The sequence below is a fragment of the Myroides albus genome (assembly GCF_024722315.1).
Taxonomy (GTDB): domain Bacteria; phylum Bacteroidota; class Bacteroidia; order Flavobacteriales; family Flavobacteriaceae; genus Flavobacterium; species Flavobacterium album_A.
In genome coordinates, this window is sequence record NZ_CP102754.1 from 1,716,738 (window position 1) to 1,732,878 (window position 16,141).

13 protein-coding genes are annotated in these 16,141 nt (G+C 34.4%); 9 read left to right on the top strand and 4 right to left on the bottom strand.

The genetic code is table 11. From position 1 onward, the window contains the following. Positions 1-32: 32 nt before the first annotated feature. Positions 33-461 carry a thioredoxin family protein gene (locus tag NWE55_RS07935; RefSeq protein ID WP_230381498.1) on the top strand — a complete coding sequence of 143 codons (429 nt, stop codon included), beginning with the start codon at positions 33-35 and terminating at the stop codon, positions 459-461. 122 nt (positions 462-583) lie between these two features. On the opposite strand, the gene NWE55_RS07940 is transcribed toward NWE55_RS07935, so the two are convergent. After that, positions 584-1,531 (bottom strand): SIMPL domain-containing protein, encoded by a 948-nt coding sequence (locus NWE55_RS07940; protein ID WP_155091611.1) that lies wholly within the window; start codon positions 1,529-1,531, stop codon positions 584-586. 771 nt (positions 1,532-2,302) lie between these two features. Further along, complete coding sequence (locus NWE55_RS07945; RefSeq protein ID WP_155091610.1) at positions 2,303-2,902, bottom strand: ATP-binding cassette domain-containing protein; 600 nt, start codon at positions 2,900-2,902, stop codon at positions 2,303-2,305. 497 nt (positions 2,903-3,399) lie between these two features. On the opposite strand from NWE55_RS07945, the gene NWE55_RS07950 reads away from it, so the two are divergent. Next, positions 3,400-3,855: a hypothetical protein gene (locus tag NWE55_RS07950; protein WP_155091609.1), complete on the top strand. Its 456-nt coding sequence runs from the start codon at positions 3,400-3,402 to the stop codon at positions 3,853-3,855. A 186-nt stretch (positions 3,856-4,041) separates the two neighbouring features. Next, the gene (locus NWE55_RS07955) at positions 4,042-4,530 is read left to right on the top strand and encodes a septal ring lytic transglycosylase RlpA family protein (RefSeq protein WP_155091608.1); all 489 of its coding nucleotides are present in this window, start codon (positions 4,042-4,044) and stop codon (positions 4,528-4,530) included. A gap of 349 nt (positions 4,531-4,879) precedes the next feature. On the opposite strand, the gene NWE55_RS07960 is transcribed toward NWE55_RS07955, so the two are convergent. After that, positions 4,880-5,350, bottom strand: coding sequence for a CYTH domain-containing protein (locus NWE55_RS07960; RefSeq protein ID WP_160339581.1), 471 nt, complete (start codon positions 5,348-5,350; stop codon positions 4,880-4,882). 100 nt (positions 5,351-5,450) lie between these two features. Here NWE55_RS07960 and NWE55_RS07965 point away from each other — a divergent pair, with 100 nt between their 5' ends. Beyond that, entirely contained in the window at positions 5,451-7,538 is a 2,088-nt protein-coding gene (locus NWE55_RS07965) for a transporter-like protein (RefSeq protein ID WP_160339588.1), read from the top strand. A gap of 182 nt (positions 7,539-7,720) precedes the next feature. Here the strand turns inward: NWE55_RS07965 and NWE55_RS07970 are convergent, their stop codons facing one another. Continuing rightward, positions 7,721-9,571, bottom strand: coding sequence for a monovalent cation:proton antiporter-2 (CPA2) family protein (locus tag NWE55_RS07970; protein WP_258204686.1), 1,851 nt, complete (start codon positions 9,569-9,571; stop codon positions 7,721-7,723). A 229-nt stretch (positions 9,572-9,800) separates the two neighbouring features. On the opposite strand from NWE55_RS07970, the gene dinB reads away from it, so the two are divergent. The 5 genes from dinB to NWE55_RS07995 all read left to right on the top strand — a co-directional run bounded on the left by dinB (position 9,801) and on the right by NWE55_RS07995 (position 16,080). Beyond that, the gene (gene dinB / locus NWE55_RS07975) at positions 9,801-10,871 is read left to right on the top strand and encodes a DNA polymerase IV (protein WP_155091605.1); all 1,071 of its coding nucleotides are present in this window, start codon (positions 9,801-9,803) and stop codon (positions 10,869-10,871) included. Positions 10,872-10,891: 20 nt separating this feature from the next. Further along, complete coding sequence (locus NWE55_RS07980) at positions 10,892-11,785, top strand: S66 peptidase family protein (protein ID WP_155091604.1); 894 nt, start codon at positions 10,892-10,894, stop codon at positions 11,783-11,785. An 11-nt stretch (positions 11,786-11,796) separates the two neighbouring features. Beyond that, positions 11,797-12,156, top strand: coding sequence for a YraN family protein (locus tag NWE55_RS07985; protein WP_160339178.1), 360 nt, complete (start codon positions 11,797-11,799; stop codon positions 12,154-12,156). Between the two features lie 282 nt (positions 12,157-12,438). Continuing rightward, the gene (locus NWE55_RS07990) at positions 12,439-14,847 is read left to right on the top strand and encodes a TonB-dependent receptor (RefSeq protein ID WP_155091602.1); all 2,409 of its coding nucleotides are present in this window, start codon (positions 12,439-12,441) and stop codon (positions 14,845-14,847) included. Positions 14,848-14,934: 87 nt separating this feature from the next. Next, positions 14,935-16,080, top strand: coding sequence for a PepSY-associated TM helix domain-containing protein (locus tag NWE55_RS07995; RefSeq protein ID WP_155091601.1), 1,146 nt, complete (start codon positions 14,935-14,937; stop codon positions 16,078-16,080). Positions 16,081-16,141: the final 61 nt, after the last annotated feature.

Here is a 16,141-nt window from a genome sequence, read left to right on the forward strand (position 1 = left end):
TGTAATTTACGATGAGATGTATTCTTTTTTTTATGTTTAGTTATTTCTTTGGGTTAGCAGCTTTTGCTCAACCCAAAGAGATACTAATTTCTCAAGTGGAGGAGGTTCTGAAGAATGATCCAAAGCCTGTGGTCATTTTTTTACACACCAAGTGGTGTAGTTATTGTACTTTGATGGAGAGGAAAACATTTAAGAATGAAGAAGTAGTTAGTAAATTGAATAGCGATTTCTATTTTATTTCATTTGATGCAGAACAGGAAGAGGATATCGTTTTTCACAATCAAACGTATTCGTTTAGAAAGAAAGGTATAAATGGGGGAGTTCACGATTTAGCAAATTTACTAAGTGGAAAAGAGGCTTATCCCGCCCTCATCTTTTTGAATGAAAAACTCGAAAAAGTATATGAGCACAATGCTTATATTCGTCCAGATGATCTGTCTAAGTTACTTGAATTATTATAAATAGCTTTATCGTTATCACAATATGAAATAGCTCAATCTGCTTATTGACAGATTGAGCTATTTCTATTATAGAGGTAAATCTATTACTCCTTACATTAAACCATTTTATTATTTGCCTTTAGCTACAATTGTATGGTTTTTAGATCTCCATTGGGAGTTAAAACTTTTATTTCTTGGGGGTCAAGCTTATTCTTTTTTAGTTCCAAGTCTATGGCCATTGTGATTTCGTAAATTATCTGAATACTTGGTTCTGATAGAGCTTGTCCGATCACAAAGTCAAAGTTAGCATCGCTAAATGAATTATAATATCTCGTGATACTCTTTGTTTGTTGATTCACATTGTTGTTGCTACTCTGTTTAGTTGTTAGACTTGGGCTACTAAAGGCAGAATAAGCATGATAACTATTGCTTGGATAGGTATCTATATAATTACTTTTAATAAATTTTTGTTGGTTATTAAACGTGGTGTTTAATACCGTTTCGTGATGTTTTATTTTATCTAAAAGTACTTGTTCTGCTTTTGATTGAAGTTCTCTCTTTATACTATCTATTTTGCTCGAAAAGTAATTGACTTTTACTAAATCATAGATGTCTTCTTCAGCCAGTTTTCGAACGATATGATCAATGTCGTTTGCATTGCAATATTTAATATGAATGTTCTTGCAAAGTTCAAAACCAATAGGTACTTCGTTATAATCATTTTTCTTAAAGACCTTTTTCTCTATTTCGTATTCGTATAGGGGTACCAAGGAGATCATGTCGATTTGCGTTTCAACTTTTGGTATTTGTGAGAGATTTTGCGTGATAGATTTTAGTTTATTATCCATTAAGGTAACAGTTTCTTCAATGTTTTTACCTGTTTGCTTTAGAGCAAAAATGGCAATAAAGGCATCTGCTTTTACATTTGCTTTTCCACTAACTGTTAGGTTTAGAATCTTGTCGATTTTGGATATTGAAGAGTAATTCGTGTAAGTGTAGTTTGAACTTCCATTCGAGTAAAGTGCGTTTCCTGCTACTTGAGCTTGCACAAATGTTGAACTAAGTAGTAGTAATAAGTAAATTTTCTTCATGTTATTTTATTTGTTAATATGATATTTTTTTGTTGTCTATATCTGTTAGTAATGGTTTGTTTTTAAATTTTTAATAATAATTTATTTATTTCTGTTTTATTTTAAAAATCGAATGGGATTGGTCATTAAATGAGTTTGTGCTAATCAAGGAAGAATTTAACGTATTGAGGTAACACCATTAGGTTTAGCAGTTTGTTCTATTGAATTTAGTTTTACGGCAACTAAGAGAACTTGATACAACTATGGATGATCTGAATAGGTTTGTTTGTGATTAGAATCACAAGTGTCAATAGCAGCTATTGGAGTTGTATATTCGACTGGGGAGTTAGGGTTGTACGAGCGATTTACTGCAGGCAGGTCTACAGCGTGTCATTTTCGTTATGAGAAGGAAGACCTACTATACGAAAAAAACGTACGACAAGAATTTGTATAGTTATAATAGGATTAGAAAACCAAATGTACAGTTAAAAGCAGGATTATAAACAATAACTGTACAGCTATATTAGGACGAGACATAGAACGAGACATTGATTTTAGGGGGTGGTCGGCTTGTGGTCGCATAGTGATCGCATAGTGGTCGCATTATTTATAGCCAAAAACATGCGACCACTATGCGAACTTTATGGTATCACTTAGGGATTATGTCATAGAAGGATCCTATCAAGGCTTCTTCTGTAAGTTTGAAGTGTTTATCTTATTGTAAATTTTTTCGCAACATAATATTGCTTATCCTTAGGGGATATTAGGAGTGATTTTATGGGATTGTTGTGTTTACAACTCTTTTAGGATACCATTTTCAAGAATTAAATTTTTCGTCAATATTTCGCTTACTAATTCTGTGTTATGGTCCGTGACGATGATAATCTTATCTCTTGCTTTTTCTTTTATGCGATGAGCTATAAATTCTTGTAGAATAGGTGATAACCCAGCAAAAGGCTCATCTAATAAACAGATCGGCTGGGGTAGATTTAGAATGTAAAGTGTTTGTATTAATTGTTGCTCACCTTTGGATAAGTCTTTTATTTTTGAGTTTATAAAAGGTTGTATGGGAGTTAGATCAGTATCGTTTGATTTTAGAACTTCTTTTACTCTTAAGTGTTTTGGAAAGATATTGAATTGCGGTTTATAACTGAAGTATTGATTGAGATTATATCTATTAGTTATGACTGTATGATCCACTCGGATGTATGAATGATCTGCTTTGAGTATTCCAAACATAATTTTCATCAGCGTGCTTTTGCCAGTTCCATTTCGTCCACTAATACTGACTACATCACCTGTTACAGCAGTGAAGTATATGCCATTTAATATAGTTTTATTGTCAATGGTGTACTGGAGGCTATCAACGTGTAGAGTATGGTTATATGACATTGAACAAGTATTGAATAAAGTAGGTGAAGACTGCACAGCCTAACGTTAGCAGTATTAGACTTTTTAGAATGGGCATTTTATTATTTCGATGGTAGATCAGTTCATTTTTTCTGAATGCTATGAAATATAAACTGTATAGACCTATTGTGATGATAGGAATAAAGAAAAATAAGACATTTCGCATCGCTATACTCAGGGCAATGTTTAAGATTAATATAGAAAACACATCTCTCCATGGAACTGTGATTCTGCTTTTCATAAGTATGTAATTGTTTGGTTTGTAAATAGTAAGTTAACCTTTTTTATCACACCAAGTACAAATTAAGAAAATTTTAGTCAATCTAAAGTCTGATTTAGTAGATTAGAGGTTTGAGTACTTTATGTTTAGCAATAAAGGTTATGTTTTAGTTAGTGGGTAAATTAATAGTAAAACTTCATTGTGTCCGTTGGTATTTGATAGTTTTAAGTATATTTGCCTCTAAACTAATAACATCAATATGGAATTCAGTACAATTATTAAACAGGCACACTCTGGAGTAGCATATTTGGCTATTATATTTTTAGCTATTGCTATTATTAATGCTTTCGCTGGCGCATCAGCTAAAAGACAGTTTACAGATAAGGATAAGAAGTTTGGATTATTTGCTTTAATCTTTACTCATATTCAATTATTGTTAGGATTAATCTTATACTTTGTATCTCCAATGGTTCACACATTGAATGGCAGTATGGGAGAAGTAATGAAGAACTCAGCATTGAGACTTTATGGAATTGAGCACCCAATGATTAATATCTTAGCAATCGTTTTGATTACTATTGGATGGTCTAAACACAAAAAAGCGACTGACGACAACAGTAAGTTTAAGAAATTTACAATTTTCTATACAATCGGATTGATCTTAATTTTATCGAGAATCCCTTGGTCAAATTGGTTGCCAAGTATCTTTGGATAATTAGAAATACAATATATAAAGGAATCTATTTTTAGATTCCTTTTTTTGTTTTTGACCATTCCAAAAATAGTGGAGTACTCGTTTGGGGAGAGATATTTGTACGAGTGAATAAACAAGAGCTTTTTAAACTTTTTTAGTTTTGGTATATAAGTTGCCTATATATCGAAGTTAGAAACTTTACAAACGATGAAAAAGAGTGTTTATTTATTAGTACTTTTTACTTTTATTTTATTCAGCTTTACAAGTGGAGATTATATTTTCAAACCACATACAACAAGAGTAATTTCAGCTTATCCTGTGAGTGACACACTTGCTGTTGATGATGATTCTATAGTTGTAGCTATTGAAGATGAAGATGATTATGAACTAATCAACGAAGAAACAAAAGCATCTTATTATCACGATAAATTTACTGGTAGAAAAACGGCAAGTGGTGCAGTTTTTAATAATCAAGAGTATACAGCTGCTCATAAAACATTGCCTTTTGGTACAAAAGTAAAGGTTACAAATATCAACAATCAGCGCTCTGTTATATTGACTATTACTGATCGAGGTCCTTTTGTTAAGGGGAGGAGTATTGACTTGTCTAAAAAGGCTTTCTTAGATTTAGCTGACAATTTGAATAGTGGTGTTCTCGATGTGAAGATAGAGCGACTTATCGAAGCAGAGGACTAATCACCTGTTCAACTATAAAGAACTTTACAAGAGTAAATTTTCAATTATACATATTGAAGTATCCGTAAAAAAGACAATACTATATCTTGAATATGGAATTGTTTTTATAGGGTAATCGAGGGGGTTTTTGTGTGGAAAAAATCCACAATTTGAGTATATCTACCGCGTATTGGGACTCTTGTTCAGATGCACTCTCTGACAATTCCTATCGATCATTATATGCTGTAATACAAGTTTGACGTGCTACGTCATTTACTCTTTTTTAGGGAAGAATGATTCAGTTAGTTACAGTAGGTTTTATAACACTGTACTTTGAATATTTCTTCTGGTTGTCCTTTTCTTTTCGATTTTATTTCCACTGTTTAAAAGGAGTATTCGAGATATACGAATTGTAGTAACGGATATCACCAGTAACTTCTACACCTAACCAATCTGGTTTTTCAAACTTTTCATTTTCTGTAGTTAATTCTATTTCAGCTATAATGAGTCCTTCATTATCTCCGTGAAAGATATCAACTTCAAATAGATGACCTTCATACTCTACCAAGTATCTCGTTTTGTCAATGATGTAATCCTCACAAAGTTTGAGTAACTGAACTGCTTCTTCATAATTGATTTCTTTTTCCCATTCAAATCTTTTTGTACCAGCTTCATTTGACTTGCCTTTTACAGTTATATAAGCTTGATGATCTTTTAAACGTACCCTAACTGTTCTATTTGAATCTGAATTCAAATATCCTTGAGTTATTTGTGTTTTTTTAAAACTTTTTGAGATAAACTTCTCAGATTTCACTAAAAATTTTCTTTCTATTTCAATCATGATTATTCAGAATAAAATGTAATTTTATGCCAAATTACAATGATTAAATTTAAAAGCTGTTTTAAAACGAAGAAAATTTATTCGAATGAAGTTAAGACACATGTTACAATCTCCTCATGGAGTTGAAGAATTGTTTAATAAATATGTGATAGACGGGAAGGTATACGCTACTGACGACTTACTTTTTATCGTTGATTTAGTTCATATTTTTAGACCTAAAAATGTAAAGAAAATAAAACGTGTATCCATTGATGCATTAGTTTCATATTTAAAAACACACGATACCGAACGTGCTGCTATTTCTGTTTATCTTAAAGAGTTATTGTCTAATCGCTATTTCAGCCGAATGGTTTCGGATGCAGGGATTCTACAAGATTCTGAATTTTTTAGTGAGGTAAAAAAGCGTTTGTGGGCAAAAGTACTTCCATATCAGCCTGAGAAAGGAACTTACGAATATGTGTTGAATCAAGTTTTCTATAAGCATACCGATGCAGAATGGGTAGATATGATTCCCGTAGAACAGTTGTTGGAATTGTTCGGATTACTTGAGTTCAACGATTTATTTGTCAGTAATAAAGAGGGAACAGTCTTAAACGAGTTGCTAAATTCTATTGATATTATTACTCAAAGGATGAGTGGACGTGCTATGGAGAGCTATATAATCAATATGGTGCCGGAGTACTCCCATTTAGAAAGTCCTTTTAGGGCTTTGGAAATCGAGTTTAGCAGTGTATTAGAGGCTTTCCTAAACGACGAGATTAAGGTTCTGCATGAGAGTGACATGAGCTATAAGCAGATTCTGATTTTACATAAACAGTGTCAGGAATTTGTCAATCAGGCATTCAAGAATAGCTCTAAGTACGGTATCTCAATTAAAGTAAATCAAAGCTTGTTGCGTCTTCGTCAGCAATTGCAACGTGTGTATGTATTGATTTCTCTGTTAGTAGTGAAGGAAGATGTTGTGGTAGAAAGACAAACCAATACTATCGAGTTGGCAAGGAGGTTGGTGAAGTATAACTGTTATAAGTACAATGTAACAGGGCTGATAAAAGAGAGTACCCAATTGATTTCTTATGAAATAACGCAGCATACAGCTAAGACAGGAGAGCACTATATTACTAATTCTCCGAGGGAGTATTGGCACATGTTTAGAGGGTCAATGGGAGCCGGAATTGTCGTAGGATTCTTGTGTATTTTCAAAGTATTTGCTCACCATGCAGATGTTAGTAATTTCGGTGAAGCGATGCTATATAGTTTGAATTATGCATTTGGTTTCTGTCTTATTTATTTACTCGGTTTTACTTTAGCTACAAAGCAGCCAGCAATGACTGCCGCAACGATTATTAAGGCTATTGAAGATGGTAGAAAACAACATATCGATAGCGATGACAAACACCTTGGTTTTGCTAAATTATTTGCGCGTTTGTTTCGCTCTCAGTTTATCGCTTTTGTAGGAAACGTAATTTTGGCTTTTCCAGTTGCATTGTTTTTAATATGGGGGATAGACCAATTGTTTGGAGTGAATATTGTGGGTACTCAAGAGGAGTGGACTAAGATGCTTGTCGATACAGATCCGTTTGCTTCGAGAGCCTTATTTCACGCTGGTATTGCTGGTATCTTCTTATTTTTATCGGGTATTATTTCTGGAAATGTTTCCAATAGAAACAAACACAATAAAGTACTTTACCGCATTCAAGAACACCCTTGGTTGAAGAGAAATCTTGGACCAAAACGTACTGCTAAGTTGGCAAACTGGGTAGATACTAAGTGGCCTGGTATGGTATCTAACGTTTGGTTTGGAGTCTTTATGGGTACTTGTGGTACTATTGGTGCTTTTTTAGGATTGGGAATTGACATTCGCCACATTACCTTTGTGAGTGGTAATATTGCTTTAGGTCTTTATGGATCTGGTTTTGCTGCGCCAGTTGAAATGCTTGTATGGGCTTTTATAGGAATGTGGCTGATTGGATTTATGAACTTCATGGTAAGTTTTAGCTTGTCCTTGTTATTAGCCTTCCGTTCGCGTAATATTCCCTTTAAGGAAACAAAAGACCTTGCTCGTGTTACCTGGAGACACTTTAAGAGTTTTCCAATGGAGTTTTTCTTGCCGACTTCTTCTGGTGTTGTTGAGAATCCGAACAACTTAACAGGGAAAAGTGATACAGACATACAGAAAGACAAGAAATAGGATATAATTAATATCTATTCGCATATAAAGATAATGCAGTGATACTCTTCATAGAGAATATCACTGCTTTTTTTATGGAGTATTGACAAGAGATCTTCTTTATAAGAGCAAAGTTAAACTCTTGTATGATGGGGGTTTATGTAAATAAAACAGCCCTATCAATCAATAGGGCTGTTTATTCATTATGAATTGTTCTTTGGGTTATTTCTTTTCTCAGATAGTTTCTGTTTTAGAAGTTCTGATTGTTCAGCAAATTCAATTCTCGAGACATTTATATAGTCCTCTAAGTTGTGGATATTCTTTGCTAATTTTCTCAGGGACTTTCTATCGCTATTGATAAATAATTCGCTTTGTTGCCTTGCTTCTTCGTGACTAAAGCCAAGTTTTTCAAGCATTACCGCTCCGACGTATACCGCTGTAAAGAAGGTTTCTCTATATACTTCAGTTAAGCCGTCTTGTAAGTATTCGTATGCATTCTTTCTATTTTTGGCGCGTACGATTATTTCGACATTTGGAAAATTCTTGCGGATGACCTCTACAAGTTGCTGATTAACTTCAGGAGGATCCATAGCGGCAATCACATAATCTGCTTGATCAAGTCCAATAGATTTCAAGATGTTAATGGACGTTGCGTCTCCATAGTAAACATTAAAGCCAAGCTTGCGCAAGTGATCAACTCTTTCAGCATCATTGTCGAGTACTAATGTAGGTATGTCATTTGCTTGTAATAATCGTCCTATTGTATTTCCAAAATCTCCAAATCCAGCAATTACAATTTTCTTTTCTGCACTGATATGTGTTAAGTCATCGTATTCTTGACTTTCCTTAGTTGACGGTGTTAACCCAAGATAAGGGGCAATCCACTTTTCGTTTAAAAGGAGTAAGATTGGTGTAACGACCATTGATAGAGCTGTAGTAGCTAACATATAGTCGTACCACTGTTGATTTACTAAGTTGATTGTTTTGGCCAAAGCCAAAATTACAAAGGCAAATTCTCCTATTTGAGAAAGTAGAATAGCGAATAAGAAGGACTGATCTTTAGGGAATTTTTTCCATTTACCGATTGCGAGTAATACAATCGCTTTGATGGACATCACACTGACTAATAATGCTAAGATGATTAAAGGCTCATTGACAATGATATCAAAGTTGATTGTCGAACCAACAGCAATAAAGAAAATACCCAGAAGCAGTGCTTTGAAAGGTTCTATGTCACTTTCTAATTGGTGTTTGTAAGGATTATTTGCCAGTACAATACCTGCTATAAAAGCTCCTAAGGCAGGAGAAAGTCCTACCGCTTGCATCAATATTGCAACCCCAATAACTAAAAGTAAAGCAGAGGCTGTGTATATCTCTCTAATTTTGAGTCTACCTACTGATTTGAACAATGGATTAACAATATAATTTCCAACAAGGAAAATAATAGAAATCGCACCTAATATCGCTAAGGTCTTCATAAACACAGGAGCTCCATCTAACCAGCTACCCGTTCCGGTTTCTATTGGCGTTTTGGCTGATACTGCTAATAAGGGAATAATTGCCATCATTGGGATAACAGCTATATCCTGAAACAGTAATACGGCAAAACTCGATTTACCTGCGTTGGATTGGTTTAAACCTCGTTCAGATATTGTTTGTAAGATGATCGCGGTAGAAGACATGGTTATAATAAACCCAAGCGTCAGAGAGGTTCCTAAAGTCATATTTAACCCCCAATGTGCTATGGCTGTTACAATTGTTGTGGTTCCAACAAGCTGAGCAGTACCTAAACCAATAATTTCATTTTTTATTTTCCAGAACTCCTTTGGGTCTAATTCTAATCCCACAAGGAATAACATCATAACTACTCCAAACTCAGTTGCATGCATAATATCAGCACCGTCTTTTCCGACAAATTGCAAAACAAAAGGGCCGATTAATACTCCTGCAAATAGGTATCCTAAGACAGACCCCATACCTAATTTCTTTGAGATAAGTACACAGATTACAGCAGCAAATAGAAATATAAAAGCTTGTATTAAAAATTCATTCATTTTTTTCGTTTTTAACTACATATTGTTTGTAAAACAGATTAGTATAAAGAAACTATAAAATAAATAAGATCTTAAGGGGTATAATTTTAATATTTTAACGGTTTTCTTCATAGCTCCTACAAATTTATAAAAATCTTATTCCTATAAGTAAGCATTCGATTAAAAATATTGGCCTTTTTTAGGATAAATTTTAACTTTCATACTCATTTGAATAGTACATTTGTGATAGATGGATCGAAAGATTATACATATCGACATGGATGCTTTTTACGCATCGGTAGAGCAATTGGATTTTCCCGAACTGAGAGGAAAACCTATTGCTGTGGGTGGTAGTGGTGAGAGAGGAGTAGTTGCAGCAGCGAGTTATGAAGCAAGAAAGTTTGGCGTTAGAAGTGCTATTAGTGGTGCTCAAGCGAAGCGAAATTGCCCAGATTTAATCTTTGTCAAACCGCGATTCGATCGCTATAAGGAGATATCCAAAGAAATTCGAAGTATCTTCTATGAATATACTGATCTCGTGGAACCATTAGCATTAGATGAGGCTTTTCTGGATGTTACTCAAAATAAAATAGGTTGCCCGAGTGCTACTTTAATTGCTTATGAGATTAGACAAAAGATTTTCGAGCGCTTACAGCTAACCGCATCTGCTGGAATTTCTATCAATAAGTTTTTAGCGAAGATTGCAAGTGACTACAATAAACCAAATGGACAAAAAACGATAGAGCCTGAGGAAGTGATTCCCTTTTTAGAGGCCTTAGAGATAAAGAAGTTCTTTGGTATAGGTAAGAAAACTGCAGAGAAGATGTATCATTTAGGAATTTTTACCGGAAGGGATTTAAAAGAGAAAAGTGAAGCCTTTTTAAGTGAACACTTTGGAAAATCAGGGGCTGAGTATTATCACTTAGTTAGGGGAATACAAACTTCGGAAGTTCGTCCAAATCGAGTTATGAAATCTGTGGGAACAGAGCGGACATTTGATGAGAATTTGTCTTCAGAAGTTTTTTTGATGGATAAACTGGAAGTGATAGTGGAAGAACTCGTATTGCGGTTAAAGAAAGTAAATGTCGCTGGTAAGACGATTACCTTGAAGATTAAGTATGCTGATTTTTTGCAGCAGACAAGGAGTAAAACAGTTCCGTATTTTATTGCCGATGCGGCTATTATTCGCGATATAGTAAAAGATTTATTATACCAAGAGAAACTAAAAGACTCTGTTCGCTTGATTGGAGTTACAGTATCCAATCTCAATACAGAGGAGAGAAAAAAGCCAATAGCTATACAGTTGGCTTTTGATTTTTAACAATGATTATTAAAAAGAAAATGATTAAACCTGCATATTTAAAAGAAGGAGATAAAGTTGCAATTGTTTGTACAGCGAGAAAATTCAGCAGAGAAGAAGCACAACCTGCTATTGAGTTACTACAAAGTTGGGGATTGGTACCCGTACTTGGCGATACTATTGGCCTTGATAATTTCCAATTAGGGGGGAGTGATAAAGAGCGAGCTGCGGATTTCAACAAGCAGTTAGCTGACGAATCTGTTAAGGCTATCTGGTGTGCACGAGGTGGATATGGTACTGTCCGCATCGTGGATGCAATCGACTTTGATTTATTAATGGCTAATCCCAAGTGGATTATCGGTTTTAGCGATGTTACTGTTCTGCATTGTCATGTGCACAACCTTGGGGTTCAAACCTTACACGGCATTATGGCTTTTAGCGTTCCCAAAGCAACCCAAGAGTCTAAAGACAGTTTGTATGCTTCTTTGTTTGGCAAGCCAATCCGCTATGTTGTAGGTCATCATAGCGCAAATATTCTCGGTGAGGCAAAAGGTGAGCTTGTTGGCGGTAATCTCTCAATCATCTATAGTCTGTTGGGCTCAAGATCGAGTATTGAAACGAAGGATAAGATATTGTTTATCGAGGATTTAGATGAGTATTTGTACCACGTAGATCGCATGATGCACAATTTAGATAGAAATGGTCTTCTAAAAGGGTTAAAAGGTATGATTGTTGGTGGAATGACAGATATGCATGATAATGCAATTCCATTTGGTTATGATGCCATTCAAATTATTAAAAGTCTTGTCGCTCAGTATGATTTTCCTGTAGTGTTCGATTTTCCATCAGGACATGGTGTTGAAAATAGAGCTTTGAGAATGGGAGCTGTAGTTAGTTTGAATATAAAAGCAAGTGGAGTGGAACTAAATATTTAAAATTGTCTGTTATGGCTGAACACAATGAACTTGGCAAGTTAGGTGAGGAACTTGCTGTGGAGTACTTAGAGCGTAAAGGGTATTCTATTTTAGAGCGAAATTGGAGATTTCAAGATAAAGAAATTGACATTATCGCTTTATACAACGGTGTATTAGTTTTTATAGAAGTTAAGACTCGAAGTTCGCTCGAGTTTGGGCTCCCTCAAGAATTTGTAAAACGCCATAAGATTAAACGACTTTTAACTGCAGCAGATGCTTATATTGAATTGAACTCTCGAGAGGAGGAAGTTAGATTTGATATTATTGCTATTCACGCAGTGAATAATGAGTTTTCTATCGATCACTTGGAAGATGCTTTCTACTTTTTTTGATGAGTAGGAGATTTCATTCTTGTAATATTTTATGTTTTAATTGAGAATGAATTGAAATTGTCTTTGATGATTTTTACTTTTTATTGTGTTTTTTCTTTTCTTAGAATTTCATTGTTTTTTACAATTATCCTATGTAAATAGTAGGATTAAGTATAGTGTCGTATATGATTTAGTTTGTTATTTTATATTTTATTTAAATAAAGTCTTAATAAGATTTGTTAATTATTTAGAATCAGTTTACTTTTGCATTCAGTTAAATCAGTCTAAATAATACATTTTTAAATGAGAACTATTGCTACAATTATTTTTAGTGCTTGTTGTTCTGTGGTAGGATTGGCACAATCTTCTACCATTAAAGGTAGAGTTGTTGATGAAGTCAATAAACCCTTGCCATTTGCAACAATTTATATCGAGAATACTAATATAACGACGCAAACAGATGCGAATGGAGAATATATTCTAAAAGATGTACCTCAAGGAAAGCAATCTATTAAAGCTTCATTTGTTGGTTTTTCATCATCTGTGAGAGAGTTTAATTTTTCTAAGAAAGATGAGGTTGCTAACTTTTTGTTAGTAAACGATGGGCAGTTAGCTAATATTACTGTTTATGGTCGATCAAATAAAAATGTAAAAAAACTACAGTATTTGACAAGATTACCACTTGGTTTACAAGATCAAGTTCAGTCAATCAGTATTGTTTCTGATCACATTATAAAAGAGCAAGGAGCTTTGTCTATTACAGATGCTGCTCGTAACGTAGCTGGGGTTACTCAGTTTGCAAGTTATGGTGGAGTAAAAGAAAGTATGTCAATTCGCGGTTTCCGTGGTACACCAGTTTTGAGAAATGGTGTAGCTATGGATTCGGACTTTAGAACAGCTTCTGCGATTGCGGATATGCAAGGTGTAGAGAGTCTTGAGGTAATAAAAGGTTCAGCTGCTATTCTACAGGGAATAGGTAATGGATTAGGTGCTGCTGGGGGTGTGATTAACTTAGTAACTAAAACACCAAACTTCCAGAATAAGAGAGAAATTGGTTTCCGTACAGGAAGTTATGGACAAGTTCGTCCAACACTTGATATTGAGCAAGTATTAGATAAGAAAGAAACGTTGTCTTTCCGTTTTAATGGTGCTTATGAGCGCAACGACGGATGGAGAACATTTGTAGATAACGAGCATTTTTACGTTAACCCATCTTTGTCTTGGAAAATTGACGATAAAACGAAGTTAACTTTAGAAATGGATTATCTATATGGTGACTATACACCAGATAGAGGTACTGTTAATTTAGGTCCTGATTATACAGATAAATTATTAGAAATGCCGCATAACCGCTTCTTAGGTTATAAGCAAGATAATATGAATGTACAATCTCTGAACTATGTTGCGCGTTTTGAAAGACAATTGACAGAGAAATTGAGCTTTAGATTTTCTTCTGTTAACTCAATCTATAAAACAGATACTGAAGATTCATCTATTGCATTACACAAAAAACAAGAGGCAATCACTGACTTTAGTGAGTTTGCTAATAGAAAGCGTACTATTGGCCGTTCTGATCGCGATGATAGAAACTCTGTTATTCAAGTTGATTTCATCGGTAAGGATATCTTCACAGGTATGTTGAAACACACTTTCCAAGTTGGTTTTGATTATAGAGAGAATCGCTTAGAAACTCACGGATATGAAGCGTACTTGAATGGTGTTTTATATCAAGATAATATCAATGTCTTAGAAGATATTAACAACCAGAAACCAGAAGGTTTAGAGTATCGTCCTGCTAAGAAAGGACCATACAGTAAATCTGTAACACCAACTTATGGTTTTATGGCACAGGATTATATCCAGATTGGTGATAAATTAAGTGCTTTATTGGGTATTAGATACAGTCGTCTAAATGGAAATGTAACAGAAGGTGCAACTGTAGAAAGATGGAACCCAGCAGTTGGTTTAATCTTCAAACCACAAGAAAACATCAGTACGTTTGCTTCATATACTACAACAAGTAGTTTAAGACAATCAAACTATAAGATGCACGATGGTGGATTCGCAGGACCACAAGATACAGATCAATTTGAGTTTGGATTTAAATCAAACTGGTTTAACGACCACTTAGGGGTAAACTTTAGTTATTACTTCATTACTCAAGATAACTTATTAGCTGAGGTAATTGATGAGAATGGTAAAGGAACAGGCCTTTATGACAAAGTGGGTAGTCTTAAGAGAAACGGTTTTGAATTAGAGATTAACGGTAAGATTACTAATAACCTTGAAGTTATGCTTGGGTATGCTAACCTTGTAGCAAGATACCAAGATAGTCCTAATTACGTAGACGGATCAGCTCCAATGAATGCACCAGAGCACAGTGCGAATGGTTGGATCAATTATAAGTTTAACGACGGTAAACTGAATGGTCTTTCATTAGGATTAGGAGTTTACTATGTTGGAAAACGCCCAGTTAACGAATATGCAAGAACTTCTGATGGTCACGGTTCTTATGTGAATAGACGCCCATTTGATATGCCAGAATATACAACTGTAAATGCACAGATCGGTTATACATATAAGAACGCAAGTATTAAAGTATTTGCAAATAATATGTTTGATCAGATTGGTTATACTTCATATTATAGAGGTGGATATATTAATGAGATTGCTCCAAGAAACTTCGCAGCTCAGTTAACTTATAGATTTTAATCATCTTAGATAAATATAGTTAGTAACATATAACAAACACGATTTTACAATGATAGAATCGTGTTTGTTCTTTTTATAAGTCTTTTTATGAATGTGAAAAAGCATTATACTTTCAGAAAATTTATCAATGATATTCACCTTTGGTTGGGTATAGGTAGCTCTGTGATTTTATTTGTTGTCTGTTTAACAGGGACTATTTATACGTATAAGAGTGAAATACAAACATGGTTAGCCCCTAGTATGTATAAGATTGCGGAAGTAGGTGATACCAAAGTGAGCCTGAATAAGCTGCAAAGTGATATTGAGCAACAATACAATGGGGTAGTTAGTCGTGTTAGTATTTCAGATAACGCCATAAAGCCTTATGTGTTTTCAGTTTCTTTTGCTGATAAAGATAAGCGTGGAGAAACAGTTTATGTTAATCCATATAATGGAGAGGTTCTGGGTGAGGGTAGGGGACCTGCCAGTGAATTCTTTATGACTGTATTTAAGTTGCATAGATGGCTGTTGTTAGATATGAAGATTGGACGACCAATAGTTGGAGTTTCAACTATCATCTTCATCGTTTTATCTATTTCAGGAATGATTCTATGGTTACCCAAAAAAGTTAAAGGTTGGAAAAGTTTTAGACCAGGCTTTCAAGTTAAGTTTAAGGCGAATTGGAAGCGAATTAATCACGATCTACACAATACGCTTGGCTTTTATACTTTTGCTGTTTTATTTGTTTTGTCAATCACTGGATTATGTTGGTCCTTTGAGTGGTACAGAGATGGGTTGAGCAAGGTACTGGGAACAAAAGTATTTGGAGGAAGAAATGAAGTGAAACCATTATCAAATGTTGTCGAAGATGGTAGATCTATTCGCTTGGAAGATGCATTAGCTTTGGCCGATAAAGCTTTGCCTTACCAAGCAAGAACAGTAACTGTAACACTGCCTAAAAACGCAGAAGGTAGTTTTGAGATTAGCAAGAACGAATTGGCTCGATTCAACGAAACAGTGACAGATCGCGTTTTTATAGATCAGTATACAGGTGTGGTAATTCGAAAAGAGTTATTTAGTGAAAAGAGCATAGGAGAGAAGTTGTCAGCCTCAATTCGACCATTGCATTTTGGAGATATTTATGGTGGTTTTTCGAAGTTTATCTATTTCATTGTCTGTCTTATTGCTACGAGTTTGCCTATTACAGGCTTGTTTATTTGGTTAAATAAAATGAAGAAAAAAAGCAAGAAATAAGCTCTAATATAAAGTATAACATTTCTTTATAATTGTGCTATTCCTTTCTTTAAGAAAATGT